The following is a 25,284-nucleotide window of genomic DNA, read 5'->3' as shown; positions in this document are numbered from 1 at the left end:
GTGATTCCTCGTAGGGGTCGGGATCAGTGATGCAGGGTGGATTCGCCATGGGTGACCAGCTTGCCGCCGCCATTGCGGCTGACGAACTTGCGCAGCGCCACGTAGAACACCGGGGTCAGGAACAGGCCGAACAGGGTCACACCGAGCATGCCGGCGAACACGGTGATACCGGTCACCGAGCGCACCTCCGCACCGGCGCCGTGCGACACCACCAGCGGGATGGTGCCGGCGATGAACGCGATGGAGGTCATCACGATCGGACGCAGACGCAGGCGGCACGCTTCCAGCGCGGCTTCCACGATCCCCTTGCCGCCCATTTCCAGCTCGCGGGCGAATTCGACGATCAGGATCGCGTTCTTGCACGCCAGGCCCATCAGCACCACCAGGCCCACCTGCACGAACACGTTGTTGTCACCGCCGGTCAACCATACGCCGAACAGGGCCGACAGCAGCGTCATCGGCACGATCAGGATCACCGCCAGCGGCAGCGACCAGCTCTCGTACAGGGCGGCCAGCACCAGGAACGCCAGCAGGATCGCCACCGGGAACACGATGAAGGCGGCCTTGCCCTGGGTGGCCTGCTGGTAGCTCAGGTCGGTCCATTCGGTGGTCATGCCCACCGGCAGCACCTTGGCGGCGATCTCGGTCAGGTTGTTCATCGCTTCGGCCGACGACAGCAGGCGCGGGTCGGCTTCGCCGGCCAGGTCCGCGGCCGGGTAGCCGTTGAAGCGCAGCACCGGGTCGGGGCCGTAGGTTTCCTTGACGGTCACCATCGAACCGATCGGCACCATCTCGCCACGGTCGTTGCGGGTACGCAGCTTGCCGATGTCTTCCACGCTGTTGCGGAACTGGCCGTCGGCCTGGGCGATCACCTGCCAGGTACGACCGAACTCGTTGAAGTCGTTGACGTAGGACGAACCCAGGTAGGTCTGCAGGGTGTCGAACAGCTCGGTGAGCTGCACGCCCTGCGCCTTGGCCTTGACCCGGTCCACTTCGGCATCCAGCTGCGGCACGTTGGCCTGGTAGCTGGTGATCGGGAAGGCCATGCCCGGGGTCTGCGCCACCGCGCCCTGCATCTGGCTCACCGCCGTCTGCAACGCACCGTAGCCCAGGTTGCCGCGGTCTTCGATGAACATCTGGTAGCCGTTGCCGTTGCCCAGGCCCAGGATCGGCGGCGGCATCATTGCGAAGGCGAAGCCTTCCTGCAGCCCGGCGATCTTCTGGTTGATCTCGGCGTTGATCTCGGCAGCGGTGCGACCATGGCGCTCGTTGAACGGCTTGAGCGGAATGAACGCCACGCCGGTGTTGGGCGTGTTGGTGAACTGCAGCGCGTTCAGGCCCGGGAACGAAATGGTGTGCGCCACGCCCTCGGTTTCCTGGGCGATCCTGGCCACCTTGCGCAGCATTTCATCGGTACGGGCAATGGACGACCCTTCCGGCAGCTTCACACCGGCGATCAGGTACAGCTTGTCCTGGGTCGGGATGAAGCCCGGCGGCACCACCTTGAAGATGAAACCGGTGGCGACCAGCAGCACCGCATACACCAGGAACACCGCACCACGACGACCCAGGATCTTCGACACGCCGCGCTCGTACTTCTCCGAGCTGGACTTGAAGAAGCGGTTGAACGGACGGAATACCCAGCCGAACAGGCGGTCGATGATGCGGGTGGGGCCATCCTTGGGCGCGTCATGCGGCTTGAGCAGGCGCGCGGCCAGGGCCGGCGACAGGGTCAGCGAGTTGATCGCCGAGATCACCGTGGAGATGGCGATGGTGACGGCGAACTGCTTGTAGAACTGGCCGGTCACACCGGACAGGAACGCCATCGGCACGAACACCGCACACAGCACCAGCGCGATCGCGACGATCGGCCCGGACACTTCCTTCATGGCCTGGTGCGCAGCGGCAAGCGGGGTCAGGCCCTCTTCGATGTTGCGTTCGACGTTTTCCACCACCACGATCGCGTCATCGACCACGATGCCGATCGCCAGCACCAGCCCGAACAGGCTCAGCGTGTTGATCGAGAAGCCCAGCACGTACAGCGCGGCGAACGTACCCACGATGGACACCGGCACGGCGATCAACGGAATGATCGAGGCGCGCCAGGTCTGCAGGAACAGGATCACCACCAGCACCACCAGCGCGATGGCTTCCAGCAGCGTGGAGACCACCGCCTTGATCGAGTCGCGCACGAAGATGGTGGTGTCGTACACCGCTTCGTACTTGACGTCGTCCGGGAAGGTCTTCTGCATCTCGTCCATCGTGCCGATCACCGCATCGCGGATCTCCAGCGCGTTGGCACCCGGGGCCTGGAAGATACCGATGCCCACCGCGTTCTTGCCATCCAGCTGAGAGCGCAGGGTGTAATCGCCGGCACCCAGTTCCACCCGGGCGACGTCGGACAGCCGCACCACTTCGCCATCGGTACCGGCCTTGAGCACGATGTCACCGAACTCCTGCTCGCTGCGCAGGCGGCCCTGGGCATTGATCAGGGTCAGGAACTGGCTGTTGGGCATCGGCTCGGCGCCGAGCTGGCCGGCCGAGACCTGCACGTTCTGCTCGCGCATGGCGCGCACCACGTCGCTGGCGGTCAGGCCGCGCGCGGCCACCTTGTCCGGGTCCAGCCAGGCACGCATGGCGTAGTCGCCGCCACCGAAGATCTGCGCGTCGCCCACGCCCTGGATGCGCGCGAGCGCGTCCTTGACGTGCAGGCGGGCGTAGTTGCGCAGGTACAGGGTGTCGTACTTGCCCTTCGGCGAGGTCAGGTGCACCACCATCAGGAAGGTGGGCGACTGCTTCTGGGTGGTCACACCCTGCCGCCGCACATCTTCCGGCAGGCGTGCCTGCGCCTGGGCCACGCGGTTCTGCACCTTCACCGCCGCATCGTCCGGGTCGGTGCCCGGGCGGAAGGTGACGGTCATCTGCAGCACGCCGTCCGAACCGGCCACCGACTTGAGGTACATCATGCCCTCAACGCCGTTGATCGCCTCTTCCAGCGGGGTGGCCACGGTTTCGGCGATCACCTTCGGGTTCGCACCCGGGTACACGGTGCGCACCACCACCGAGGGCGGCACCACTTCGGGGTACTCGCCGATCGGCAGCATGGGTATGGAGATCAGGCCGGCGGCGAAGATCACGATCGACAGCACCGCCGCGAAAATCGGCCTGTCGATGAAGAAACGGGAAAAGTCCATTAGGGGATTCCTGGGTTTTCACCAACGCCGGCGTGCAGCACCCCTGCCGCTGTCGAAGACGACAGCGGGAGCGGTGCCCCACGGGGCGTTGAAAGACACGGTAGAGCCGACCGTTGGTCGGCTGCTCTTCAATTCAATGCAACAGGCGCAGCCGCCGCAGCCGGCTGCATCGCAACCGCCTTGGCCTGCACCGGCATCCCCGGCATGAACACCTTCTGCACGCCATCGATGATCACCCGGTCGCCGGCCGCCAGCCCCTGCTGCACGATGCGCAGGCCTTCGGCGGTGCGGCCCAGCTGGATGTCGCGGCGCTGCGCCTTGCCTTCCTTGTCGACCACGTACACGTACTTGCGGTCCTGGTCGGTGAGCACGGCCTTGTCGTCGATCAGCATGGCCTGGAACTCGCCGCTGCCGAGCAGCTGCACGCGGGCGAACAGCCCCGGGGTGAAGGCGCGGTCGGCGTTGTCCAGCAGCGCACGCACGCGGATGGTGCCGGTGCTCCGGGTGACCTGGTTGTCCAGGAAGTCGACCTTGCCCGCATGCGGGAAGCCCTCTTCACCGGACAGGCCCACCTTCACCGGCAGCTCGCTGTCGCGCTCGCTCGGGCGCTCGCCCTTGCGTGCCATCTGCGCGTACCGCAGGAAGGTGCCCTCGTCGGCATCGAAGTACACGAACACGGTATCCAGCGAGACCAGCGTGGTCAGCACGCTTGCGCTGTCGCCCGCGGTGACCAGGTTGCCGGCAGTGACCATCGCGCGGCCCGCGCGGCCGTTGATGGGCGCGCGCACCTTGGTGAATTCCAGGTTCAGTGCCGCTGCATCCAACGCGGCCTGCGCGGCCTGCACGTTGGCACCGGCCTGGTCGGCGGCGGCGCGGCGCTGCTCCCAGGATTCGGTGGAGATGGCCTGCTGTTCGGACAGCTTCTTGGCGCGCTCGGACTCGCTGCGGGCCAGGGTGGACTGGGTGCGGGCGCGGGTGAGTTCGGCGCGGGCGCGGTCGTACTCGGCCTGGTAGCTGCGCGCGTCGATGGTGAAGAGCACATCGCCCTTCTTCACTTCGTCACCTTCGACGTAGTTGACCTTGTCGATGTAGCCGGACACGCGCGGGCGCAGTTCGACGCTCTGCACCGCCTCGACGCGGCCGCTGAAGTCGTCCCACTGGCTGACCGGCTTGACCAGCACCGGCGCGGCGCTGACCTGCGGCGGCGGCGGCCCGGCGGTTTCGGCCTGGCTGCCGCTGCACGCGGTCAGCACCGCGGCGGCCAGGATCGACACGCCGGCCATGGCCAGCCGTCGGGAGAAGCGATGCGGAGTGGAATTGGAGGAAGTCATGGAATGCATCCGTACGTAGGGGTGGTCAAAGAAAAACAAAATCACGTGGTACTGCCGGGGGCGGTAGCCTGGGACCTGAACCTAGGTAAAGGTCAAGCGACACCGGCGATGTCGCGCCAGGCGGGAGGTCGGTCCAGTTGCAGCAGTCCACGCGGAAGTTCCGCATCGCGGGTGTCGCAGCGCACGATGGCGCGGTTGTCGACGCAGTTGTCGAGCAGGGAAACCACGCGGCGGCCGACCAGCAGCGCGCTCGGCCATTCGATGCACGCGTTGGCGGCGTTGCTCGGCGTGCACACCGGGTTGCACACTTCCAGCATCTGCGCGCGCACGCCCAGGGCCTGCGCTTCCTGGTGCAGCACCTGCGCGTACATGCGCGTGGCGGCGCCGGTGATGGAGCTTTCGCCGTAGCCGGCCCACGGCTTGAAGCCGGCCGGGCTGCCGACCAGCACATAGCGGCGCGGGTGGCCTTCACTCTGCAACAGCGGCAGCAGGCGGCGGCCGGCGTGCACGTGCGGCATCACGTCGGCCTGCAGCGCCTGCAGCAGCGCATCGCCGCTGCGGTCGATGACCCGGCCGCGGTTATAGGGGCCGCCCATTGCATCGATGACCGCAGCAAGCGTGCGCGGCCGCTGCGCGATGCGTTCGGCCAGGGCCAGCGCCGAGCCATCGTCGGCGAGCGAGCCCAACAGCGTTTCCAGCCCCGGCTCGTCGGCAAACTGCTCGCGCAGCGCTGCAAGCCGGCCCGGGTCGCGGCCAACCACCAGGACCGGGCTGCCGGCCTCCAGCAGCGCAGCCACGATGCCCTGCCCGACGCTGCCGGTGCCGCCAAGCACCAGCACTTCGGGGGCCAGTGTCCCGTTCATGGGACTTTAACTCCCGTCGCCGGGATAATCCCAATTCGGCCCAGTCGGCCGCCGCTGCGGGCACCCAGGCGCAGGCTGCCGCCGCGCTGCAGGTTGGCGGGTGGCGTGAACTCGCGGAAAGCCTTGCCGGAGAAGGCCGAGGGACGCTTTTCAACGGTCAGGGCCAGGTCCAGCGAGGGCGTGCGGCCGCCGATGACGCGGCCTAGAATGTTCTGCAACCACATGGTTGGCGTCCTCCAATTCGGGAATGGCGCCAGATTAGTCCTCGAACTCCCCCTTGATTAGTCCGAATTAAGGGGAATAATCGTCCCGTACCCGGCACAATCTTTCGGGCACCCTACCCATCCCCCGATATGGACTCCGTCATGGCCCACGATCTCAACGACACGCTGATCTTCGTCAAGGTGGTCGAGCAAGGCAGTTTCATTGCCGCTGCCAACGCGCTCGGCCTGCCCAAGACCACCGTCAGCCGCAAGGTGCAGGAACTGGAAACGCGCCTGGGCGCACGCCTGCTGCACCGGACCACGCGCCGGCTGGGCCTGACCGAGGCCGGCTCGGTGTACCACGAACATTGCCAGCGCATCGCGCGCGAGCTGGAAGAGGCCGAAGGCGCGGTCAACCAGCTGCAGTCCGGCCCACGCGGCTGGCTGCGCTTCACCGTGCCCTATTCGATCGGCATCACCTGGATCGCACCGCTGCTGGGGCAGTTCCACGCCCAGTACCCGGAGATCCAGCTGGACATGCACCTGGGCAATGAAAAGCTCGACCTCATCGCCGGTGAAGCGGACCTCGCGCTGCGCGTGGGCGCCCTGCCCGATTCGAACCTGGTGGCGCGCAAGCTGGGCAGCCTGCGCACGCAGGTGTTCGCCAGCCCCGCCTACATCGAACGCTACGGCGAGCCGCTGCACCCGGACGAACTGCAGTTCCACCGCATCCTGGCGATGCGCAAGGCCCGCAACCTCAACAACAACCGGTTCTTCTGGCAGCTGGGCGAGAACGGCGGCGACCTGCGCGATTTCCCGGTCAATCCGCTGCTGGTGGCCAATGACCCGTCGGCGTTGAACGGCGCGCTGGTCTGCGGTGAGGGGCTGCTGCTCACCGGCGATGTGATGGCCAAGCCGTTCATCGAATCGGGCATGGTGCGCCGTGTGCTGGCGGGCTGGACCGGCCCGGAAGTGGACTTCAACGCGGTGTTCGCCGGCGGCCGGCTGGTGTCGCCGAAGGTGCGCGCGTTCGTCGATTTCCTGGTGGAAAAGCTCAACTTCGACGCGAACTACATGCTGGCCCAGTGCCCGGCGGCGAAGCTGGCCAAGCAGCAGCAGAAGGAAGCCGAAGCGGAGCTGCAGGAGACCGGAAAGCGGATCCTGGAGACGGTGACCGCCTGATCGTCGCGGTGGTGCGGCAGGCCGAGCCGACTTGTAGAGCCGACTGTTAGTCGGCTACGCGCGCAGCGCGTCTTCCTGCATGCGGACGGTGCAGCCGACTAACAGTCGGCTCTACAGAAAATGCCGCCCGTTGGGGCGGCATTTTTGCGTTGCATCGTCATGGCCGATGCAACGCAGCAATAAAAGGCGCTTGCGCCTTTTATTGCTGCAACGGAATCACGCGGATTTCCACGCGGCGGTTCTTGGCGCGGCCGGCGTCGGTGCTGTTGTCGGCGATCGGGTACGCCTTGCCGGCACCCAGCGTCTCGATACGCACGCTCTGCACACGCTGCCCGATCAGGTACTGCGCCACCGAATCGGCACGCTCCTTGGACAGCTTGTTGTTGACCGCATCGCTGCCGATGCTGTCGGTATGACCGACCACTTCGATCATGGTCTGGTTGTACTCATTGAGGGTACTGGCCACGCCGTTGAGCGCTCCATAGAACTGCGGCTTCAAGTCGGACTTGCCGAAGTCGAAGGTCACGCCATCGGGCAGGTTGAGCACGATGTTGTCGCCCTGACGCTGCACGTCAATACCAGTGTTGGCGGTGCGCTCGCGCAGCTCACGTTCCTGCTTGTTCTGATACGCACCCACGCCGGCGCCGGCAAGCGCGCCAATACCCGCACCCACCATCGCGTGCTGGCGACGTTCGGTCGCGCTGTCACCGGTCAGCAGGCCGGCGGCCACGCCGATGGCGGTACCGATCAACGCGTTGCGGCCGGTGCGGCTCTGCTGCTCGACCGGGTTGCCGTACTGGTCGCTCTGCACGTAGGAACCACCGGTGGCGCAGGCCGACAGGGCGGCAGCGGTCATCAGGGCCAGGGCCACGTTGCGGGGTGCGGATCGGATCATGTGTTTTCTCCTGAAGTGCCGGCGGTCGGCGTGCGAACGGCCAGAAGCATAAACACGCCGACGCGATGCCGGCATGATGAACACGCACGGATTCGGCATTTCGTTCAGCTTTGGGGCATCAGCCGGTGTGCCGATACGCGGCCAATGCCGCCTCGCGGCCGGCCGCCAGATCCACCAGTGGCACCGCTGGATAGCCCGGCGCCAGCTCTGCCAGCAACGACGGCGACTGCCACGGTGCGAAGCGTGCCTTCACTGGCAACGGCGCCAGTTCGGGCACCCAGCGGGTGATGTAGCGTGCATGCGGATCGAACTTCTGCGACTGCGTGACCGGGTTGAAGATGCGGAAATACGGCGCCGCATCCGCACCGGTGCCGGCCACCCACTGCCAGCCCATGGTGTTGTTGGCCAGGTCCGCGTCCACCAGTGTGTCCCAGAACCAGCGGGCGCCGTGCAGCCAGTGCTGGCGCATGTGCTTGCACAGGAAGCTGGCCACGATCATGCGCACGCGGTTGTGCATGTAGCCGGTGGCCCACAGCTCGCGCAGGCCCGCATCGACGATCGGCACGCCGGTACGCCCCTGCTGCCACGCCTGCAGTTGTGTCGCGTTCGGCTGGGCCCAGCTGAAGTTCGCGAACCGCGGGTTGAGGTTCTGTTCGGGGGTCTGCGGGAAGTGGTGCAGCAGGTGGTAGGAAAACTCACGCCAGCCCAGCTCGCGGATATAGCCATCGATGTCGCCATCGCGGCTGGCGTTGCGCTCGGCTTCCAGCCGCCGCACGATCTGCCACGGTGAGATTTCGCCGAAGTGCAGGTGCGGCGACAGCAGTGAGGTACCCACGCGGTCGGGCAGATCGCGCTGCTGGCGGTAGCCGTTCAACGCACCGTCGATGAACACCGACAGCGCTTCCTGGGCGCCGGTTTCGCCGGGTTGCCAGTGCTCCCAGAACTGCTTGTCCCAGTCCAGCGTCGGCGCCAGTCCCAAGGTGTTCAGTGCCACGCCTTTTGCAGCGTGCGCCGGCAGGGTCTGCGGCAGCCGGGTGGCCGCCGGAACGTTCATGCGGGTGAGCGCGTTGCGCCAGAACGGAGTGAATACCTTGTAAGGCCCGCCCTGCAGCGTGGCGATATCCCACGGCTCGAACATCAGGCTGCCGTTGCAGCTGGTCGCCTCGATGCCCTGCTCGCGCAGTTCGCGCTTGATCCGGGCATCGCGCGGTTGCGTGGCCGGTTCGTACTTCCGGTTCCAATACACCGCCTCGGCGCCGGTTTCTTCGATCAGCGCCTGCAGCTGCGCCCGGCTGTCGCCCTGGCGCAGCACCAGCGCCGACCCGCGCGCACGCAGGTCCGCATCCAGCGCGGCCAGCGAGCGGTGCAGCCAGGCGTTCGACGCACCGCCCGGCGCCCATGCGCCCTCCTCGTCCGGTGCATGGATGTAAACCGGCACCGGGGTATGCCCGGCCTCAAGCGCGGCCTGCAGTGCCGGGTTGTCCTGAAGACGCAGATCACGGCGGAACCAGACCAGAGCTACCGACACAAGCACTGCCTACGCTGAAAGAGAGCCACATGATAGCCATCTGGAGTGAAGGCATTGCACGCGCCCTTCGCGCCACGGCGATGTCCCCTGCACCGCTCGTGCACGGCTCAAGCGGGAAGGTGGGCACATGCCCCAGCCGGTCCCTGCCAAGGCAACACCTCGTGGTCGCCGGCGCCTTCTCTCCACTTTCCGGAACCATGCCCATGACGCCGATCCAGCCTGCTGTTGCTTATTCCGCTGACGTGGAGCAGCGCGCGCCTGACGAAGACGCCACCATCGCCGAACTGGTGGAGGTATTCACCCGCATGGCCGGCGTGGTTGCCGAGCATGAAGGCCATGCGCACCGTGCGGTGCATGCCAAGGGGCACGCGCTGCTGCGCGGGCGCTTCCGCGTACTGGATGGGCTCTCGCCCGAACTGAGCCAGGGCCTGTTCGCCGCACCCGGTGAGTACGACGCCCTGGTGCGGTTGTCCTCGCCGCCGGCCGAGCAGCTGCCCGATACCGTCTCTACGCCGCGCGCGATGGCCGTCAAGATCATGGATGTGCCCGGTGCGCGCGTGGAGGGAGGCGATGAGCAACACAGTCAGGACTTCCTGATGGTCAATGGACCGGCGTTCAACACGCCCGGCATCAGCGGTTTCCTCCGCTCGGCCAAGCTGCTGGCGGCCACCACCGAGCGCATGCCGAGGACCAAGCAGGTGCTCTCGGCCACGCTGCGCGGTACCGAGGCGGCGCTGGAGGCAGTGGGTGGCCAGAGCGCATCACTGAAGGCGCTCGGTGGCGAACCGCAGCACCATCCGCTCGGCGAAACGTTCTTCACCCAGGTCCCGTTCCGCTACGGGCCGTACATGGCCAAGTTCTCGTGGGTGCCGGTGTCACCGGCACTGGTCGCGCTGACCGGCCAGAAGCTGCCTTCCGAAGCCGATACGCAGCGTGAGGCGGTGGCCGCGTTCTTCGCCCAGCCCGGCGCCGTGGCCGAGTGGGAGCTGCGCGTGCAGCTCTGCCGCGATCTTGAAAAGATGCCGATCGAAGACGCCTCGGTGGTCTGGCCAGAGGAACTCAGCCCGTTCCAGCCGGTAGGTCGGCTGGTGGTCGGTGAGCAGTCATCCTGGAACACCGACGCCGAGGCCAGCGAAGACCGCCTCGCCTTCGCTCCCTGGCACGCGCTGGCGGCCCATCAACCGCTGGGCAACATCAACCGCGCACGCCGGATCGTGATGGCCGCCTCGCGCGACTTCCGCGCCCGCTTCAACCGTTGTCCCATCCACGAGCCTTCGGCACCCAACGTTTAGTGCCACGCCCTGCGTGGCGGCTTCACACGCGCACGCCAGAGCGCACGAGCCGAAGCTCATCCAACCCCTGCTCGCGCGTGATCGCGTCGCGCAAGTGCAGCTCACGCCGCGCCTTGCGCGTATCCAGCGTCACTTCGACCGCCGAGGCAGCGAACTGCTGCCGGGTCAGCGGACCGCGTACCCGTCCACCACTCACTGCCGCCAGTGCATCGCCCAGCGATGCCAGTGCCCACAGCAACGCGCGCGGGACCGACTTTTCCGGCGCGGCGATCCCCTGCGTTTCCAGCAGCGCGGTGATGAAGGCACGGAACTGGACAGGCTGCTCGTCGGCGATGAAATAGACCTCGCCCGGTCGTGCATGGCGCAGCGCTGCCGAGACAGCCGCGCACAGGGTCGCGATGTGGGTGGTGGAGGTCAGGTAGTTGCCGCCCGAAATCCAGGCAAGTTGTCCGCTCCGCGCCGCGTCGCACAGCTGTGGCAGTGCGGTGGTGTCGTCGCGGCCCCACACGAACCGAGGGCGCAGCACGCTGACCGCAAGGTGTTCGCTGTTGGCCGCCAACGCAACCCGCTCCGCCTCGGCCTTGCTGCGCGAGTAGCCACCGATGGAGCGGCGTGGCAGTGGCGTGCGCTCGTCCACGCCTGGCAACGCGCGCCCGCTGGCCAGCACCGACTCGGTGCTGAGCAGGAGCACGCGGGCGACGCCCGCCTGTCCGGCGGCGTCAATCACCCGGCGCGTGCCATCGACGTTGACACGATGCTGGCGCCCCCCACCGGCCACATGGTCGGTATCGGCGGCCGCATGGACAACGGCGTGGCAGCCCTGCATGCCCGTGGCCAGGTCACCCGAGAGCAGGTCGGCGCGGAATGCCCGTGCGCCGCGCTGTTCGACTGCGCGCGCCGCTGCTTCGCTGCGCGCCAAGGCCACCACGGCGTGGCCCTGGGAGACCAGTGAGGTGATGAGGTTGCGACCGACATAGCCACTGCCGCCGGTAAGGAAAATCCGCTGGAGAGAAGACATGGGGGGTCCTGCAGCCGCTGCCGGGCCGCATTGATGAGTGGGAGAGAAGACAGGTGGGCGTAACGTCGCCCCAAACCGATGGATCAGTCAGGCGGTACCTGCTCCACCAGCCACGCGATGTCCCGCAGCAGCTGTTCCCGCTGTTGCACGGGCCAGCGGTGGTAGTCGAGCGCTTCGAGAAGTTTCAGTCCTTCCAGCGCCAGGTACGCCAGCATCGCGCCACGAGGCTGCTGCGAGGTGGTTTCGACCGCCTCGATCACCTCGCGCTGGTGTTGCTGGAACGGCCCGCGCAGGCTCGAGTCGCCGGCCATGGCCGCCACCAGGCTCAGGGCGACCGGTCGGAAGGCGTCCGGCAGCGGCTGTGCAGCGGCCGCCAGCCGACCCTTGATGACCGGACTGTCATGCGCGGGCACCGCGTCAACCGCGGCCTGGTTCTGGGCACGGTCCCGCTGCAGCGCGCGCACCAGTACGGCCTGCACCAGTGCGGTCTTGCTGCCATGGTCGTACAGCACGCTGGCCTTGCTGATCCCGGCGTCGGCTGCAACGGCCTCCAGGGTAAGCCCGGGAACGCCATGGCGGGCCACCACCCGTTCGGCGGCGTCCAGCAGGTGATTCGGGTCGATGGAGCGCGGTCGGGCCATGCGTTTACCAATTAATATCCGTCCGGATGGATATTAATGGGTCGCCAACCAGGGGTCAATCCACGGAAAGCGCGGACCCCTGCAGGCTTTCCCGCGCGGTTTGGCCGAAGCAGCGCTGGTACTCGCGGCTGAACTGCGACAGGCTCTCGTACCCGACGGCAAGCGCCGCCGAGGTCACGTTGACGGCCTGGGTTTCGAGCAGCCGCCGTGCTTCGAGCAGACGCAGCTGCTTCTGGAACTGTAGTGGCGAGACCCCGGTGACCGCGCGGAAGCGCCGGTAGAACAGTGACACGGACATGTTGCTGGCCGCCGCCAGCGACTCCACCTGCAGCGGCTGACGGAAATGCCGGCGCAGGTGCACCACCGCTTCGGCAATCCGGTGCAGCGTGCCTTCCGGGCGCGCCATTGCCGCAACCTCCGGGCCGGTTGGCCCGGTCAACAGCCAGTAGCTGAGTTCGCGCAACAAGGTGGGCACCAGCACCGCCGCCGCATCGTCGATACGCACCGCTTCAACGATGCGTGCCACGCAGTCCAGCAGCGGCGCTGGCAGGGTATGTACGCTGAGGCCGGAGGCTGCGGCGAGGGCTGACGGCCCCGGATCCAGCCCGGCCAGCACCTGCTGCAGCACTCCCGTGTCCAGCTCGATCGAGACGCCCATGAACGGCTGTGCCCTGCTGGCCGTCAGCACGCGCCCGGTTGCCGGCATCGCGATCCCGGTCACCAGTCCCTGTCCGGCGCGGTAATCGAGGCTGCGTCTTCCGGCCAGGACCTGCTTTGCCCCCTGCACGACCACACCCAACGCAGGCCGGTACAGCGCATGGGAGGGCATCCGGGCACGGCGGGTGGTCGAAACGATCACGCCTGGCAGCGGCGACAGTACACGGTCGCCCTCTCCGGCCGAACGGCTCAGCAGGCTCTCCACTGCGTCATGCAGACGCGTCAGCATGCCACCCCCGCGCGGAGGGGTGCAGGATCAGGCAAATGCCTGCGCGTAACCGGCAAGAGCGCGGCGCGGCACCCCGCGATCATGCCTTCTCGTTCCCCTCGTCTGGTTATCGCATGCACACTGGCTCTCCACTTCTCCCCGCCCGCGTGGCCCTGGTCACCGGCGGCAACAAGGGCATTGGCCGCAGCATCGCGCTGCAGTTGGCCACGCGCGGTTGGGACGTGATCTTAACGTACCGCAGCGACCCCGCCGCCGCCCGCAGCGTGGCCGCGGACATCGCACGTCAGGGCCGCGACGTGATGACCCTGGCGCTCGACGTCACCGACAGCGGGAGCTTCCCGGCATGCCTGGCCGAGATGACCGGTTGGCTGCAGTCCCGAGGCCAGGGCCGGAAGCTCGACGCGCTCATCAACAATGCCGGCGCGCACGCACCGGCATCGTTCGGTGCAATCACCGCCGATGACATCGACCTTCTGCATGCGCTGCATTTCAAGGGGCCGCTGCTGCTGACCCAGGCGCTGTCACCGCTGCTGGCCGACGGGGCGCGCATTGTGAACCTGTCCAGCAGCCTCACCCGCCACACCGCCGCCGGCAGCCTCGTCTACGCCGCCATGAAGGGCGCGCTGGAGGTGATGACCCGCTACCTGGCGCTGGAACTGGGTCCGCGCGGCATCACCGTCAATGCGGTGGCACCCGGCCCCACGCAGACGGATTTCTTCGGCGGCGCGGTGCGCGACAACCCCGACGTGCAGCGTTATGTCAGCGACCACACCGCACTCGGGCGCCCGGGCCACGCCGAGGATATCGGGGCGATGGTGGCCGCGCTGGTCGGGCCCGACAACCACTGGGTGACCGCGCAGCGGATCGAGGTGGGCGGCGGGATCCTGCTGTAGGCCCGGGCGGTGCTGAAGCTCAATCGCCCTTGGCGCGGCGCTGCTGCGCGTCGAAGCGCTGCATTGATTCGCGGATCAGCACCTTCGCTTCGGCCGCGTTGCCCCAGCCGCTGAGTTCCACCGGATTGCGGCCTTCGGGCAGGTCCTTGTAGACGCGGAAGAACGCTTCGATGCGCTGGCGTTCGATCAGCGGCAGGTCCTGCAGGTCGCGGATGTTGGCGTAGGTCGGGTCGATCTTGTCCGTGGGCACGCCGATCACCTTCTCGTCGTGCTCGCCCTTGTCGACCATCTTCAGGTAGCCGATCGGGCGGAAGCGCACGATCACGCCCGGATGCAGCGGCTCGCGGGTCAATACCAGTGCATCCAGCGGGTCGTTGTCGCCGGCCAGGGTGCGCGGCATCGAGCCGTAGTTGGCCGGGTACGCGACCGGCATCGACTGGAAGCGGTCGACATGGACCAGGCCGTCTTCCTTGATTTCGTACTTGGTGAAGCTGCCGGCCAGGATTTCCACGGCCAGGTTGGCTTCCTCCGGCGCTTCCTTCGGCTGGGCGGCCAGGAACGGGTGCAGCACCGCGTTGCTGGCGAGGCTGGCGCCGGTGAGCAGCAGCAGTGCGGCGGCCAGGGCGATCAGGGCAAGCTTGGGTTGCGGGTTCATGGCAGTCCTTATTCCCAGCAGCGGTCGGCGCGACCCTTCAGGGTCTGGGTGCGCGTGCAGTCGCGGGGGGCGATGCGGCCCTCGGTGAGTTCGGTCCTGCGCTTGCTGCCGTCGGCCTCGCGGTTGAGTTCGAAGCCGTCGTACAGGCGGCCGGTGACCGTGCGTGCTTCATAGCGCAGGTGCCGTGGATCGATCGTGAGCACCTGGTACAGCTGGGTGTCCTCACCGACCGGCGCCATGGTGGCGCGCGCTTCATCGGAGAGGCGGTACTGCTTGGGGCCGGCCACGGTCACGATGTACTGCGGCGTGGCGGCCTGGCCTTCGCCACGGCGGCCGTAGGTGTGGTCGTGTCCCTGCAGCACCAGGTCGACCTGATGGCGGCGCACCACCGGCAGCAGCACATCGCGCAGCTCGGCGTTCTCGCGTCCTTCGCGCGGCGAATAGAACGGCTGGTGCAGCAGCACGATGCTCCACGGGTGTGGGTTGTCGGCCAGGACCTTGTCCAGCCAGGCTGCCTGCGCCTGCGCGGTGCCCAGGTCGAGCGCGGAGGTGCCATCCAGGACCGCGATGCGCACGCCCTGGTAGTCGAACCAGTAGGTGCTGGTATCGGCGGCATCGACGCCATTGCGCGGCAACGCGAACGTTACCGGCCAGTGCAGGCCCAGCACGCGGCGTTCCTGCGGGGTGTCCTCGAACTCCTCGAAGTACTCGTGGTTGCCGATCGCCGGGGCCACTGCGGTTTCCTGCGGCAGCCAGCCGGCGGCGGCAAACCACTCGCCCCACTCGCTGTCGTCCACGCCGTCACCGCCACTTACGAGGTCACCGGCAAACAGGGTCAGGCGCACATCCGGTGCGGCCTTGATGCCGGCACGCAGCACGCGCGAGACGTGGCTGACGTTCTTGTTCTGGGTGTCGCCGAAGTACAGCAGGGTCAATGGCTGGTCGGCCCGCCCGGCGGTACGCAGCTGGTTCCAGGCGCTCCAGGTGCCATTGCCCTGCACCCGCCACAGGTACAGCGTATCCGGCGCCAGGCCAGCGACGTCGGCACGGTGATGGTGCGAAGGGCCCAGTTCGGTGTCCAGCGTCGCGGTCACGGCGGTGACGCGCGTTGGCGTGCCGACATCGGGCGAGTCGCCTGCAACGACCCATTCCAGCAGCGGCGTGCTGACGCTGGTATCGGTACGCCACGCCACGGCGAAGCCCCGCGATGCGTCCTGCGTCGGCGATGCCACGATGCGGTCCGGGAAGCCGGTCGCCGCGTAATGCCGGTTGCCGGCCGGCACCTGGGTGTTCGGTTCGGCCTTGCCCTCCGGCCTTGCCCAGCTGGCGGCGCTGCCCAGCAGCAGCACGACCGCGAGCGCGCGGGCGCATGCATGGATACCGCTCACTTTGCACACTCCAGCGGCAGCGACAGCTGTTTGGCCACGCTGGCCCAGTCGAACGCGACCACGCCCTGGTCGTCATGCACGGCATACAGCGCGCCATGCGGGAAGCGCGGCGAGGCGGCCTGGTCCAGCCAGATGCCGTCGGTATTGGCCACCGTGTTGCCCTGGAACGCGCCGACATGCTTCAGCGTGTGGCGGTCGAACAGGTGGAACACGCTGCGATCCTTGCCCTGTTCGGTGGTGATCCACCAGCCGTCCTTGCCGCAGGTGCGCAGCATCACGCCTTCGGCCTGCGCCTTGAACGCATCGCGGCCGAAGGTGGTGCCGCTGAATTTCCCTTGCAGCGAGTACACCTTGATTTCGCTGGCATAGGTTTCGTCTTCTTCGGCGATCAGCAGGCGGTCGTTGGCCGGATCGCCCCAGATCGATTCAACCACGCGCAGGGCGCCCTTCCCGCTGGTGTCGCCGATGCTGCCGACCAGGCTGGCCTGCGCCTTGCCGTCCGCCACCTGCAGTGCGTAACGACGCACGCGCTTGTCCAGTTCGGCCAGCGGCGGCAGCACGTCGTTGCCCTGCGCATCTTCGCCGGCATCGTAGGAATCGGTCACGTACACGTCGTAGCCGCTGGCCTGCTTGTTGACCCACAGTCCATACGGCTTGCGCAGGTCATCGGCCGCGAACGTCCCCAGCGGGGTGAATGACGGCAGCTGCAGCACCTGCACGCGGTGGTTGTCGCGCTCCACGATCAGCACCAGGTCGTCGACCACGGCGATGCCGTTGGGGCGGACGAATTGGCCCGGGGCGGTGCCAGTGCTGCCGACATCGCGCAGGTGCGCGCCGGTCTGGCCGTCATAGACCACCAGCTTGTCAGTGGCCTTGGCGGTGGCGATCAGCCACACCTGCCCTTCCGGCGAGGTCCAGCTGGCCGGTGAATCGATGTTGTCGGCCGGGGTCATCGGGGTGAGGAACGCTTCGGCCACGGTGGCCACCGAGCGCCCGGTGGTCGCCGCCGCCGGGTCTGCTGCGGGTGCGTTCGATGCCGCCGGTACCGGCGTGACGGCCGGTCTGCAGCCGGCCAGCAGCGCCAGCGCGAGCAGGCCCAGTGCGGGACCTGCGCGCATCACAGCGCCACCTTCAGGCCGAGCGCGTAGGTGCGGCCGTATTCTTCGTTCTGCAGGGTGCGCGAACGCACGCCCTGGTAGAGCTCCAGCGGCTTGTCGAGCAGGTTCTGCGCTTCCAGGTACACGCTTACGTTGTCGGTGATCTTGTAGTCCAGGCTGAAATCGAGCTGCGTGTTGGGTGCCACGAAGATGTCGTAAGCGCGGCTGTCGCCCAGCGTATCCAGGTACTCGCTGCGGTAGACGGCGGCAAGGCGGGTGCTGAAGCCGGCCTTCTCGTAACCCAGGTGTGCGCTGCACACGTGCTTGGAGGCACGTGGCAGGGTGAAGTCCTCGTCGGCACGGCCATCCAGGCCCGGGTCGAAATCGGTGTCCAACCAGGTGCCGCTGGCACCGACCAGCAGGCCATCCCAGCCGGCGGGCAGGAAGCTGAGCTGCTGCTGCCAGTTGAACTCGGCGCCGTAGACCTTGGCCTTGTCGCCGTTGATCACGCGGGTGACGTCGAAGCCGGGGTATTCGGGATCGCTGTCGCTGACGGTGTTGACGATGTAGCCGTCGATGGATTTATGGAACAGGCCCAGCGAGAGGATGCCGGTGCTGCCGATGTAACGCTCGAACGAGAGGTCCACGTTGCTGGATTCGTACGGATCCAGTTCCGGGTTGCCCAGCCGCACTTCCTCGTCGCCGCGGTTGTAGCCGATGCGCGGGGCGATGTCGCCGAACGACGGGCGCGACACGGTCTTGTTGGCGGCTGCGCGCAGCACCCAGTCGCTGCCGGCGTCGTAACGCAGGTGCACGCCGGGCAGCACGTTGGTGTAGCTGCGGTCGGCGGTGAGCGGGGTCACGGTGTAGCTGCGGCCGTTGGCGGCCACGTCCACCTGGTTGCCGGTGGCCTGGAACTGGGTGTTTTCCACCCGCACGCCGCCGATGATGCGCAGGTTGCCGACGTCCCAGGTGCCCATGGCATAGCTGGCGAAGATGTCTTCGCTGGCCGTGTAATCCTCTTCCAGCGAGGTCATCGCATTGGCGCCGACATCCTGCGGGCGGGCACTGTACTGGCTGCCGAACCGGGCCCAGTAGCGACGCATCGCATCCGAGCTCATGCCCTGGCCGAGGCTGCCGCCACGGTGGTCGGGCGTGGTGGTGGTCCAGTCGGACAACGCCACGTCCGGACCCACGCGCAGTTCGCGCTCGTCGGTATCCACGTCGCGGTCGCGCCAGCGGCCCAGCAGGCCGAACTTGTAACTGCTGTTGTCGCCGTCGAAGCGGATGTTGACCTGGGCGCTATGCTCCTTGTCGTCCACGCGCTTGGGCGAGACCACGAAACGGTCGAAGTCGTAGTTGCCGTTGTCCATCCAGCGGGCATCGCTGAGCGTGTAGCGCGGGATGCCGCTGTTCTGGTCCACGGTAGCGGCCAGGTCATCGCCGTTGTACTCGAAGCGCGCTTCCATCTCGTCGTTGACGCGTTCTTCGGTACGGGTGTAACCAACCTTGTAATCCAGCACGGCGTTGGTCAGGCGGTTCTCGCCGCCCAGGCTGGCGGCGAACGTGTTTTCCTTCTTGGTGCGGTAGCGCATGCGCTTCTGGATCGCATCGGCCGGCAGGTCGTCGACCCGGAACTGGTTGTTGCCCAGCGCGGTGACCTCGCCATCGCCGAAGTTGAAAATGGTGCGCTGGCGGGTTTCGGCGTCGTCGAACTGGCTGTACAGGGTGCGCAGGTAGTACTGGCTGTCTTCGCTGGGGCGCCAGTCGACGTTGAGGTTGGCGCCGATGCGCTTGCGCTCGATCTCGTACTTGCGGTGCTGCAGGCTGTTGGCGAACAGCTCGTCTTCGCTGCCGCCGTCGAATTCGCCGTACTCCACTTCGCTGTTGTCGGACTCGAACCTGCGGTTCTGGTAGTTCACGCCCAGCGCCACGCCGAAGGTATCGGCGAACACTTCGCTGTAGTTGAACGCGGCCTTGGGGCTGGTGTGCCCGGACAGCTCCTGGTGGCTGGCTTCGATCTTGCCGCGCAGGCTGCGCCCGTCGCGGTCGAACGCCGAGGCGGACTCGACCAGGATCGCGCCGCCGATGGCGTCGCCGGGCATGTCCGGGGTCGGCGACTTGACCACGCGCAGGCGTTCGGTCGAGTCGGAGGGGATCACGTCCAGCGGTGCGGCGCGGCTGGAATCTTCGGGCGTGCCCACGGCGATGCCGTCGATGCTGACGCTGTTGAGGTTGGCATCCAAGCCGCGCACCACCACGAAACGGCCCTCGCCCTGGTCACGGGTGACGCTGACGCCGGGCAGGCGCTGCAGCGATTCGGCCACGTTCTTGTCCGGGTAGACGCCCATGGCATCGGACGATACCGCGTCCTGGATGGCGTCGCTGCTGCGCTTGAGGTCGACCGCGCGGGTCTGCGATTCCAGCTGCGGGCGCACTTCCACCCGGTCCAGCTCGGTGGCTGCGGCGGCGCCGGCGAGCTCCCCGCTCGCGGCGGCCACGGCAGGCGCGGTGGACAGGACCAGCAACGACAGGCTGATGGCCAGCCCCAACGGCGATTTGTTCTGCACGGCTTCCCCAACGGTGTAAAGGTTGGGTCAGCACGGTATGTCCGGGAGGTTGCATGAACGTGACACCGGTGGCGATAGTGACGCTCGGGGGCGGGCTATGGCCGGCCATGGCACCGGTGCGGCAAAATGGCGTTCTCCCCGTTTTGTTGGCATTCCCATGAAAATCGTCGAAGTTCGCCACCCGCTGGTGCAGCACAAGATCGGCCTGATGCGCGATGCGTCCCTGAGCACCAAGGACTTCCGCGAGCTGGCCAACGAGCTGGGCGGCCTGCTGGCCTACGAGGCCACCGCCGACCTGGACACCGAAGCGCACACCCTTTCCGGCTGGGCCGGGCCGGTGACCGTGCAGCGCATTGCGGGCGCGAAAATCACCGTGGTGCCGATCCTGCGCGCCGGGCTGGGCATGCTCAGCGGCGTGCTGTCGCTGATTCCGGCGGCGCGGGTCAGCGTGGTCGGCCTGCAGCGTGATGAGGAAACCCTGCAGCCGGTGCCCTACTTCGAGCGCCTCACCGGCCGCCTGGAAGAGCGCGATGCGCTGATCCTGGACCCGATGCTGGCCACTGGCGGCACCCTGATCGCCACCATCGACATGCTCAAGCGCGCCGGGGCGCGGCGGATCAAGGGTATTTTCCTGGTGGCCGCGCCGGAAGGCATCGCGGCCGTGCAGGCGGCGCACCCCGATGTGGAGATCTTCACTGCCGCGATCGATGCGCGGCTCAACGAGAAGGGCTACATCCTGCCGGGCCTGGGCGATGCCGGTGACCGCATCTTCGGGACCCGCGTGGCCGGTTGATCCGCGCGCCGTCAGGCCAACGCGCGGGCCTTCAATTCACCCTGTTCGTGGGCGGTACCGAACCGCCCTTTCTCATCGCGGGTGACCTGGGCCAGCGCGCATTCGGGGTCGTGGGTAAAGAACAGGTGCACGTTGCGCGCCAGCTTGTCTTCCAGGAAGCTGCGTTTCTCGTCGATCAGCAGTTCGGCGTTGCGGTCGTAGCCCATGGTGATCGGCACGTGCACCCATGAACGCCCGGGAATCAGGTCCGCACAGAACACCACGCCACCGCGCGGCTCGCCCTGGACCTGCTCGGGGCCGACGATCTCGGCCAGCATCAGGCCGGGGGTGTGCCCATCGCTGAAGCTGAAACGCACGCTTGTGCCCAGCGTGCGCGAATACGGTCCCTGCACGATCTCCAGCCGCCCGCTGTCGCGCAGCAGCTGCGGCAGTTCGGGAATGAAGCTGGCGCGGTCGCGCGGGTGTGGGTCCAGCGCGCGTTCCCAGTGTTCGGCACCGACCAGGAAGGTCGCGTTGGGGAACAGCAGCTCCGGCGCGCGGCCTTCGCTCCACGGCGCCAGCAGGCCACCGGCGTGGTCGAAATGCAGGTGGCTGAGCACCACCACGTCGATGTCCTCATGCTCGAAGCCGGCTTCGCGCAACGATTCGATCAGCACGTGGCTGGGTTCCTGCACGCCGTAACGATCGCGCAGCTTCGGCTCGAAGAACGCGCCGATACCGGTTTCGAACAGCACGGTCCTGCCGGCCAGCGGGCTGGCCAGCAGCGCACGGCAGGCCAGTTCGATCCGGTTGAGATCGTCCGGTGCCGCCCATTTTTCCCAGACCGCACGCGGCGCATTGCCGAACATCGCGCCGCCATCGAGCTTCTGTGAGTTACCGCGGATGGACCATAGTTTCATCGGTAAATTATCCGGCGGGCTGCGTTAATAATTCGCTATCCGCCGGCATGAAAAACCCCGCCGTGGCGGGGTTTTTGGTTTACCGTGCCGCCGCAGGAGCGACCGCTCCCGAACCGACCGGGTTGCGCGGGTCGCTGCCCACGCTGAGCTGGTTGCTGCGGCGGTTCCACTCCACCGTCTGCAGGTTGCCCCACACATGGCTGGAGCCGCGCCCGCCTTCGGCGCTGTCGCCGGGCAGGTCGATCTTGTGGCCCATCGCCTGCAGCTGCTGGATGGTGCCCGCATCGAACGCACCGGTTTCAGCCTCGATCACGTCCGGCAGCCACTGGTGGTGGAAGCGCGGCAACGCCGCAACCTGCTGGGCGTCGAGGCCATCGTCGTAGCCCAGCACGCCCAGCAGCACCATGGTGATGATGCGGCTGCCGCCCGGGGTGCCGAGCACCACGACCTTGTCGGCCGATTCCATGAAGGTCGGGGTCATCGAGCTGAGCATGCGCTTGCCCGGCTTGGGCGCGTTGGCCGCATAGCCCATCACGCCGAACGCGTTGGGCGTGCCCGGCTTGAGCGCGAAGTCGTCCATCTCGTTGTTGAGCAGCACGCCGGTGCCCGACGGAATCAGGCCCGAGCCGTACAGCAGGTTCACGGTCTGGGTGGCGCCCACGCGGTTGCCCTGCTGGTCGATGATCGAGAAGTGGGTGGTCTCGTCGTCTTCCAGCGGGGTCGGGTTGCCCGACAGCAGGTCGCTGGGGGTGGCCTTTTCCGGGTGGATGGTGGCGCGCAGGCCCTGGGCGTAATCGCGGCTGGTCAGCACTTTCTGCGGAATCTGCACGAAGTCCGGATCGCCCAGGAAGAAGGTGCGGTCACGGAACGCGCGGCGCATCGATTCCACCACCAGGTGGGTGCGGTGGGCCGGATCCATCGCCTTCAGGTCCCAGCCTTCCAGGATCTGCAGCATCGAGGCCAGTGCGATGCCACCGGACGACGGCGGCGAGGCGGTGGTGATCTTCCAGTCGCGGTAATTGAACACGATCGGTTCGCGCTGCTTGACCCGGTAGCCGGCCAGCTCGTCGGCCGTCCACTTGCCACCGGCCTGCTTCACCCCGGCCAGCAGGAGCTTGCCGGTCTGGCCCTTGTAGAAGCCATCGAACCCGCCTGCGGCCAGCCGCTCCAGCGTCTGCGCCAGCTCCGGCTGCTTGAACACATCACCTTCGGCGATCGGCTTGCCATTGCGCAGGTACACCTCGCGCGTGCCGGGGTAGCGCTCCATCACTTCACGGCGCGAGGCATAGCCCTTGGCCATGCGCGCATACACCGGGAAACCCTCGCGGGCGATGCGGATCGCCGGGGCCAGCGACGCCTGCAGCGGCAGCTTGCCGTGCTTGGCCGACAGCTCCACCAGCGCCGCCGGCAGGCCGGGAATGCCGGCCGACCACGGGCCGTTCACCGACCGGTCGCGGTCCAGCTCGCCCTTCCCGTCCAGGAATGCTTCGGGGGTCGCGGCGGCCGGCGCGGTCTCGCGCGCATCCAGCATCACGTCCTTGCCGGTCTTCGCATCGTGCAGCAGGAAGAAGCCACCGCCGCCCAGGCCGGAGCTGATCGGTTCGACCACTGCCAGGGTGGACGACACCGCTACTGCGGCGTCAAACGCGTTGCCGCCCTTGGCCAGGATCTCCATGCCCGCTTCGGTGGCCAGGTGATGCCCACTGGCGATGGCGACGCCTTCAGGATGCGCGGCCAGCGTGGCCTGCGGCGCAGGCTCGGCGGCCCACAGGGCCGGGGTCCACAGCAGGAGCAGCAGCAACCAGCGACGGGAGGGGGTGTTCATTCGGGCGCAGACTCCACATAGAGTTCGGGATGATCGCGCTGGAGCCCATGCAGCTTGGCCAGCAGCGCTTCCTGGGTTTCGGGAATGTCCGGATCGGGATCGATGCATTCCACCGGGCAGACGACCACGCATTGCGGTTCGTCGAAATGCCCCACGCATTCGGTGCAGCGTGCAGGGTCGATCACGTAGATGGTTTCACCCATCGAGATGGCCTGGTTGGGACAGGCGGGCTCGCATACGTCACAGTTGACGCAGAGCTCATTGATTTTCAGCGACATGGCGTTACTCCACGCCAGTGCCGGCAGAGGAAAACCGGCCTGCGCAGCTGCGCGGGCCGGTCAACGGCGGCGTCCACGAAGGACGCCGCCCGGGCCGCGCACACGTGCGCGGCCGCCATGGCACGGCTTACTTGGCTTCGACGAAGATGTACTCGGCGCCGGTCGGCTGGACGATCGACTGGACGCGGGCGTTGTCGGCCGCCTGGCCGATGAACACCACGCGCACACCCTTCATCGAGTCGGCGGACACGTCCTTGAACACGGCCTGGATCATGTCGGCCATCTTGCCCGAGGCGGACGAACCGAAGGCCAGCATGTTGCCCGGCTGCACGCCACGGGCGACAGCAGCGGTGGCGCTCTCGACCTGGCGGTCGTACTTGGCCTGGAACTCCGGATCCGATTCCGGGGACAGGTAGTACAGGAACGGGCTGTTGGTGATGTTGCCCATGTTCTGCACGGCGACGGACTGCAGGTACTTCTTCCAGCCCGCATCGTCATCCTTGGCCGGGGCGACGAGCGCCTGCTGGGCATCGGCGACCGGTGCGGCTTCTTCCTTCTTGCAGGCGGTGAACGCCAGCGCGAACGACGCGATCAACATGGCACGCATGGTGTTGTTCATGGAGTCTCCCTCTTGGTGATGCTTGGTATGTGTGGGTCTTGGGGTTTACGTGGGGCCAGACTTCGCTTCGCGGACCTTGCGCAGCGCCTCGAGCACCGAGGCCGGCACGAAGCCGGACACGTCGCCGCCAAGACGGGCGATCTCGCGGACCAGCGAGGACGAAATGAAGCTGTGCTGCTCGGCGGGGGTCAGGAACAACGTCTCGACCTCCGGAATCAGGTGGCGGTTCATGCTGGCCATCTGGAATTCGTATTCAAAATCGGAGACCGCGCGCAGGCCGCGCAGCAGCACCCCGCCCTGCTCGGAGCGCACGAAATGTGCCAGCAGGGTGTCGAAACCGCGCACTTCCACGTTGCGGTGGTGGGCCAGCGCATCGCGCGCCAGCGACACCCGCAGCTCCAGCGGCAGCGAAGGACCCTTGGACGGGCTCTGCGCCACGCCGACCACCAGCTTCTCGAACAACGGCGCGGCCCGGTTCACCAGGTCGATGTGACCGTTGGTGATCGGATCGAAGGTGCCCGGGTATACGGCGATGCGGCGGTTGGCTGCGGTCATGCGGAAGCTACGCGTTCTGATCTGGTGAAAGTGTAGCAGTGGCGCGCCTGTACAGGGCAAAGCGGACCTCGCGGGTACCGCCCTCCCGGTGCAGCAGCCAGCCCGGCGGCAGGCGCAGGGTCTGCCCGGCCGGCGACTCCAGGTACAGCCAGGCATCGGTCGCCAGGTGCGGCCCCAGCCCCGCCAGCACGGCCTCCCACAGCCCGTCGGCGAATGGCGGGTCGATGAAGGCAATGTCGGCCAGCCCCGATGGCCGCTGGCCCAGCCAGTGCAGCGCATCGCCCTGGACCACCTCGATCTGGCCCTGGGCGCCCAGTCTGGCCACCGATTCGCGCAGCTGGCGGGCCAGCACGGCATCGCGCTCCACCAGCGTGGCCTGGGCCGCCCCGCGCGACACCGCTTCCAGTCCCAGCGCGCCGCTGCCGGCGAACAGGTCCAGCACCCGGGCCCCGCCCAGGCGCGGCATCAGCCAGTTGAACAGGGTCTCGCGGACCCGGTCGCTGCTGGGCCGCAGGCCCGGCGCCAGCGGCACCGGCAGCTTGGTATTGCGCCATTTGCCGCCAATGATGCGGACCTGGCCTACGGGGTGGGATGCGGGGGAACGTGAATTCATCCGCCA

General features: G+C 67.3%; 23 protein-coding genes. 4 read left to right on the top strand and 19 right to left on the bottom strand.

Annotation, left to right across the window (positions count from 1 at the left end; genetic code table 11):
- Positions 1 to 23: 23 nt before the first annotated feature.
- The 4 genes from SOM39_RS12540 to SOM39_RS12525 form a co-directional block, all read right to left on the bottom strand.
- On the bottom strand, positions 24 to 3,194 hold the full coding sequence (locus tag SOM39_RS12540; RefSeq protein ID WP_068851105.1) for an efflux RND transporter permease subunit: 3,171 nt from the start codon (positions 3,192 to 3,194) through the stop codon (positions 24 to 26).
- 128 nt (positions 3,195 to 3,322) lie between these two features.
- The gene (locus SOM39_RS12535) at positions 3,323 to 4,525 is read right to left on the bottom strand and encodes an efflux RND transporter periplasmic adaptor subunit (RefSeq protein WP_068851102.1); all 1,203 of its coding nucleotides are present in this window, start codon (positions 4,523 to 4,525) and stop codon (positions 3,323 to 3,325) included.
- Positions 4,526 to 4,617: 92 nt separating this feature from the next.
- Positions 4,618 to 5,388 (bottom strand): SDR family NAD(P)-dependent oxidoreductase, encoded by a 771-nt coding sequence (locus SOM39_RS12530; protein ID WP_184124008.1) that lies wholly within the window; start codon positions 5,386 to 5,388, stop codon positions 4,618 to 4,620.
- Positions 5,385 to 5,612 carry a hypothetical protein gene (locus tag SOM39_RS12525; RefSeq protein ID WP_068851096.1) on the bottom strand — a complete coding sequence of 76 codons (228 nt, stop codon included), beginning with the start codon at positions 5,610 to 5,612 and terminating at the stop codon, positions 5,385 to 5,387. The genes SOM39_RS12530 and SOM39_RS12525 overlap by 4 nt, the downstream gene beginning before the upstream one ends.
- 141 nt (positions 5,613 to 5,753) lie before the next feature.
- On the opposite strand from SOM39_RS12525, the gene SOM39_RS12520 reads away from it, so the two are divergent.
- On the top strand, positions 5,754 to 6,773 hold the full coding sequence (locus tag SOM39_RS12520; protein ID WP_068854629.1) for a LysR family transcriptional regulator: 1,020 nt from the start codon (positions 5,754 to 5,756) through the stop codon (positions 6,771 to 6,773).
- Positions 6,774 to 6,972: 199 nt separating this feature from the next.
- Here SOM39_RS12520 and SOM39_RS12515 read toward each other — a convergent pair whose 3' ends face one another.
- Both SOM39_RS12515 and SOM39_RS12510 read right to left on the bottom strand, forming a co-directional pair.
- Positions 6,973 to 7,668: an OmpA family protein gene (locus SOM39_RS12515; RefSeq protein WP_095364186.1), complete on the bottom strand. Its 696-nt coding sequence runs from the start codon at positions 7,666 to 7,668 to the stop codon at positions 6,973 to 6,975.
- Between the two features lie 118 nt (positions 7,669 to 7,786).
- Entirely contained in the window at positions 7,787 to 9,196 is a 1,410-nt protein-coding gene (locus SOM39_RS12510) for a deoxyribodipyrimidine photo-lyase (RefSeq protein ID WP_320458514.1), read from the bottom strand.
- Positions 9,197 to 9,399: 203 nt separating this feature from the next.
- On the opposite strand from SOM39_RS12510, the gene SOM39_RS12505 reads away from it, so the two are divergent.
- Complete coding sequence (locus tag SOM39_RS12505; RefSeq protein ID WP_320458513.1) at positions 9,400 to 10,488, top strand: catalase family protein; 1,089 nt, start codon at positions 9,400 to 9,402, stop codon at positions 10,486 to 10,488.
- A gap of 22 nt (positions 10,489 to 10,510) precedes the next feature.
- On the opposite strand, the gene SOM39_RS12500 is transcribed toward SOM39_RS12505, so the two are convergent.
- The 3 genes from SOM39_RS12500 to SOM39_RS12490 all read right to left on the bottom strand — a co-directional run bounded on the left by SOM39_RS12500 (position 10,511) and on the right by SOM39_RS12490 (position 13,093).
- The gene (locus SOM39_RS12500; RefSeq protein WP_093534197.1) at positions 10,511 to 11,506 is read right to left on the bottom strand and encodes an NAD-dependent epimerase/dehydratase family protein; all 996 of its coding nucleotides are present in this window, start codon (positions 11,504 to 11,506) and stop codon (positions 10,511 to 10,513) included.
- 83 nt (positions 11,507 to 11,589) lie between these two features.
- Complete coding sequence (locus tag SOM39_RS12495; protein ID WP_320458512.1) at positions 11,590 to 12,147, bottom strand: TetR/AcrR family transcriptional regulator; 558 nt, start codon at positions 12,145 to 12,147, stop codon at positions 11,590 to 11,592.
- A 55-nt stretch (positions 12,148 to 12,202) separates the two neighbouring features.
- Entirely contained in the window at positions 12,203 to 13,093 is an 891-nt protein-coding gene (locus tag SOM39_RS12490; RefSeq protein ID WP_320458511.1) for an AraC family transcriptional regulator, read from the bottom strand.
- Between the two features lie 113 nt (positions 13,094 to 13,206).
- On the opposite strand from SOM39_RS12490, the gene SOM39_RS12485 reads away from it, so the two are divergent.
- On the top strand, positions 13,207 to 13,986 hold the full coding sequence (locus SOM39_RS12485; RefSeq protein ID WP_320458510.1) for an SDR family NAD(P)-dependent oxidoreductase: 780 nt from the start codon (positions 13,207 to 13,209) through the stop codon (positions 13,984 to 13,986).
- Between the two features lie 19 nt (positions 13,987 to 14,005).
- Here SOM39_RS12485 and SOM39_RS12480 read toward each other — a convergent pair whose 3' ends face one another.
- Genes SOM39_RS12480 through SOM39_RS12465 form a run of 4 tightly spaced genes read right to left on the bottom strand, consistent with a single transcriptional unit; the run spans position 14,006 to position 19,696 of the window.
- On the bottom strand, positions 14,006 to 14,641 hold the full coding sequence (locus SOM39_RS12480; protein ID WP_320458509.1) for an inorganic diphosphatase: 636 nt from the start codon (positions 14,639 to 14,641) through the stop codon (positions 14,006 to 14,008).
- Between the two features lie 8 nt (positions 14,642 to 14,649).
- Entirely contained in the window at positions 14,650 to 15,990 is a 1,341-nt protein-coding gene (locus SOM39_RS12475) for a metallophosphoesterase (protein WP_414715876.1), read from the bottom strand.
- A gap of 35 nt (positions 15,991 to 16,025) precedes the next feature.
- Complete coding sequence (locus tag SOM39_RS12470; RefSeq protein WP_320458508.1) at positions 16,026 to 17,147, bottom strand: phytase; 1,122 nt, start codon at positions 17,145 to 17,147, stop codon at positions 16,026 to 16,028.
- The gene (locus SOM39_RS12465) at positions 17,147 to 19,696 is read right to left on the bottom strand and encodes a TonB-dependent receptor (protein WP_320458507.1); all 2,550 of its coding nucleotides are present in this window, start codon (positions 19,694 to 19,696) and stop codon (positions 17,147 to 17,149) included. Before SOM39_RS12465 ends, SOM39_RS12470 begins: the two co-directional genes overlap by 1 nt.
- Before the next feature lie 157 nt (positions 19,697 to 19,853).
- Here SOM39_RS12465 and upp point away from each other — a divergent pair, with 157 nt between their 5' ends.
- Positions 19,854 to 20,489 (top strand): uracil phosphoribosyltransferase, encoded by a 636-nt coding sequence (upp, locus tag SOM39_RS12460; RefSeq protein WP_068851060.1) that lies wholly within the window; start codon positions 19,854 to 19,856, stop codon positions 20,487 to 20,489.
- An 11-nt stretch (positions 20,490 to 20,500) separates the two neighbouring features.
- On the opposite strand, the gene SOM39_RS12455 is transcribed toward upp, so the two are convergent.
- From SOM39_RS12455 to rsmD, 6 genes are all read right to left on the bottom strand, one after another.
- On the bottom strand, positions 20,501 to 21,388 hold the full coding sequence (locus tag SOM39_RS12455) for an MBL fold metallo-hydrolase (RefSeq protein ID WP_068851057.1): 888 nt from the start codon (positions 21,386 to 21,388) through the stop codon (positions 20,501 to 20,503).
- A gap of 79 nt (positions 21,389 to 21,467) precedes the next feature.
- A complete protein-coding gene (gene ggt / locus SOM39_RS12450; RefSeq protein WP_093534181.1) occupies positions 21,468 to 23,213 on the bottom strand; it encodes a gamma-glutamyltransferase in 1,746 nt (581 codons plus the stop codon).
- Entirely contained in the window at positions 23,210 to 23,491 is a 282-nt protein-coding gene (locus SOM39_RS12445) for a YfhL family 4Fe-4S dicluster ferredoxin (RefSeq protein WP_068851051.1), read from the bottom strand. The genes ggt and SOM39_RS12445 overlap by 4 nt, the downstream gene beginning before the upstream one ends.
- A gap of 127 nt (positions 23,492 to 23,618) precedes the next feature.
- On the bottom strand, positions 23,619 to 24,110 hold the full coding sequence (locus tag SOM39_RS12440; protein WP_068851048.1) for a hypothetical protein: 492 nt from the start codon (positions 24,108 to 24,110) through the stop codon (positions 23,619 to 23,621).
- 45 nt (positions 24,111 to 24,155) lie between these two features.
- Positions 24,156 to 24,665 (bottom strand): pantetheine-phosphate adenylyltransferase, encoded by a 510-nt coding sequence (gene coaD, locus SOM39_RS12435; protein WP_093534179.1) that lies wholly within the window; start codon positions 24,663 to 24,665, stop codon positions 24,156 to 24,158.
- 7 nt (positions 24,666 to 24,672) lie between these two features.
- Positions 24,673 to 25,278: a 16S rRNA (guanine(966)-N(2))-methyltransferase RsmD gene (gene rsmD, locus SOM39_RS12430; protein ID WP_320458506.1), complete on the bottom strand. Its 606-nt coding sequence runs from the start codon at positions 25,276 to 25,278 to the stop codon at positions 24,673 to 24,675.
- Positions 25,279 to 25,284 lie beyond the last annotated feature (6 nt).

This window comes from Stenotrophomonas sp. CFBP8994, assembly GCF_034044835.1.
GTDB lineage: Bacteria > Pseudomonadota > Gammaproteobacteria > Xanthomonadales > Xanthomonadaceae > Stenotrophomonas > Stenotrophomonas rhizophila_A.
Note: the sequence above shows the minus strand (reverse complement) of the source record. Positions and strands in the feature narration are given on the sequence as shown.

Coding starts and splice junctions, on each gene's coding strand:
- SOM39_RS12540 (WP_068851105.1), bottom strand. CDS start 3,194: ATGGACTTTTCCCGTTTCTTCATCGACAGGCCGATTTTCGCGGCGGTG.
- SOM39_RS12535 (WP_068851102.1), bottom strand. CDS start 4,525: ATGACTTCCTCCAATTCCACTCCGCATCGCTTCTCCCGACGGCTGGCC.
- SOM39_RS12530 (WP_184124008.1), bottom strand. CDS start 5,388: ATGAACGGGACACTGGCCCCCGAAGTGCTGGTGCTTGGCGGCACCGGC.
- SOM39_RS12525 (WP_068851096.1), bottom strand. CDS start 5,612: ATGTGGTTGCAGAACATTCTAGGCCGCGTCATCGGCGGCCGCACGCCC.
- SOM39_RS12520 (WP_068854629.1), top strand. CDS start 5,754: ATGGCCCACGATCTCAACGACACGCTGATCTTCGTCAAGGTGGTCGAG.
- SOM39_RS12515 (WP_095364186.1), bottom strand. CDS start 7,668: ATGATCCGATCCGCACCCCGCAACGTGGCCCTGGCCCTGATGACCGCT.
- SOM39_RS12505 (WP_320458513.1), top strand. CDS start 9,400: ATGACGCCGATCCAGCCTGCTGTTGCTTATTCCGCTGACGTGGAGCAG.
- SOM39_RS12500 (WP_093534197.1), bottom strand. CDS start 11,506: ATGTCTTCTCTCCAGCGGATTTTCCTTACCGGCGGCAGTGGCTATGTC.
- SOM39_RS12495 (WP_320458512.1), bottom strand. CDS start 12,147: ATGGCCCGACCGCGCTCCATCGACCCGAATCACCTGCTGGACGCCGCC.
- SOM39_RS12490 (WP_320458511.1), bottom strand. CDS start 13,093: ATGCTGACGCGTCTGCATGACGCAGTGGAGAGCCTGCTGAGCCGTTCG.
- SOM39_RS12485 (WP_320458510.1), top strand. CDS start 13,207: ATGCACACTGGCTCTCCACTTCTCCCCGCCCGCGTGGCCCTGGTCACC.
- SOM39_RS12480 (WP_320458509.1), bottom strand. CDS start 14,641: ATGAACCCGCAACCCAAGCTTGCCCTGATCGCCCTGGCCGCCGCACTG.
- SOM39_RS12470 (WP_320458508.1), bottom strand. CDS start 17,147: ATGCGCGCAGGTCCCGCACTGGGCCTGCTCGCGCTGGCGCTGCTGGCC.
- upp (WP_068851060.1), top strand. CDS start 19,854: ATGAAAATCGTCGAAGTTCGCCACCCGCTGGTGCAGCACAAGATCGGC.
- SOM39_RS12455 (WP_068851057.1), bottom strand. CDS start 21,388: ATGAAACTATGGTCCATCCGCGGTAACTCACAGAAGCTCGATGGCGGC.
- ggt (WP_093534181.1), bottom strand. CDS start 23,213: ATGAACACCCCCTCCCGTCGCTGGTTGCTGCTGCTCCTGCTGTGGACC.
- SOM39_RS12445 (WP_068851051.1), bottom strand. CDS start 23,491: ATGTCGCTGAAAATCAATGAGCTCTGCGTCAACTGTGACGTATGCGAG.
- SOM39_RS12440 (WP_068851048.1), bottom strand. CDS start 24,110: ATGAACAACACCATGCGTGCCATGTTGATCGCGTCGTTCGCGCTGGCG.
- coaD (WP_093534179.1), bottom strand. CDS start 24,665: ATGACCGCAGCCAACCGCCGCATCGCCGTATACCCGGGCACCTTCGAT.
- rsmD (WP_320458506.1), bottom strand. CDS start 25,278: ATGAATTCACGTTCCCCCGCATCCCACCCCGTAGGCCAGGTCCGCATC.